The sequence below is a fragment of the Lutibacter sp. B1 genome (assembly GCF_012524075.1).
Lineage (GTDB): Bacteria > Bacteroidota > Bacteroidia > Flavobacteriales > Flavobacteriaceae > Lutibacter.
Genome location: NZ_JAAZUI010000109.1, coordinates 1 through 1,124, shown reverse-complemented (window position 1 = coordinate 1,124; position 1,124 = coordinate 1). Strand labels below are relative to the sequence as shown.

1 protein-coding gene is annotated in these 1,124 nt (G+C 29.5%); it reads left to right on the top strand.

Features of this window, described 5'->3' with window-relative positions:
* Positions 1–136 precede the first annotated feature (136 nt).
* Entirely contained in the window at positions 137–865 is a 729-nt protein-coding gene (locus HGB55_RS15100) for a hypothetical protein (protein ID WP_168817908.1), read from the top strand.
* The last annotated feature ends 259 nt before the right edge of the window (positions 866–1,124 follow it).

The window sequence follows — 1,124 nt, the reverse complement described above, 5'->3', positions numbered from 1 at the left end:
GTAACAACGTGTATAATTCATTGCTAGTTATAGCTTACTTACGAAAGTCCTCGCGGACTTTCTATCTGTAATTTATTTGCTAACTTTAGTGCTTAAATCACGCAACGAAATCATACACAAACAAGTTGTACACTATTTGATGAAAATACTGAATCTATTTAGAAAGAAAAAGAAAATTGGTTGTCCTTCGTGTTATGAGGAAAAAATCATAGGTTTTGGAATTGACTTATTAGAAACCAAATATGATTCAAAAATTGAACTTTATGAGAAAATTGGAGATATTCAAATTTTCAAATGTTCAAAATGTAATTCAGAATTCTATAAAGAGAATCAAACCTTTCAAAAGATTCTAAAAGGTCAGATTGATTTTCTAAAAGTGTACTTTAAAAACGAACAGAAAATTAGTTCGAACTTTCAATTACAAATAGATTTGATTGGCGAGACAAAAGATTGGAATATGAATAATCTAATTCCAGCAAAGATTGAATTAAAAAATGGAGATATTTATGATTTTGCGACAATTAGAATCTCGAATAATCCACCAATTGGATATTACTTTGAGCATTTTGAAAAAATTATATTTATTGACGAAATTAAATCCATAAATTCCAGTGAATTTGGAATATCTCGTGAAATACGAGAAAAAGCTAAAAATGCAGAGGAAATGAGAATGGGATTTTATCCAACAGCTCTGATAACGAAAAACGGAGTGAAAGTAGTTATTAATGGACTAGCTTTATTTTTTAAAAATGGAGAAATAAAAGGTTCTGACTTACTTCTTTCGAATGATACTTGGAATCATAAAGAAAAATACATTTATGAGAATAAAATAGATAATCAAGTTTTAGTTATAGCTAAGAGATAAAAAAAACAGTGTACAACACTGCATATAAAAAATTGCATAATTCTCTAAAATACAATGTTTTTAACAAAAAAATACTAATTTTAAACAACTGAAAATTGCGCTTTCAAATCCGCAACTTTTCATATTCAAACCCGTTGTGCGGCATACTGAAAAAAGCCAACGCTCGGTCAAGCACATTTGGTTTTTGCCAACGCTAAAATCCAACGCTGAAAAACCAAAAGAGCTTGCCCTTTCCCAACCCACGACAAGACAATGAATA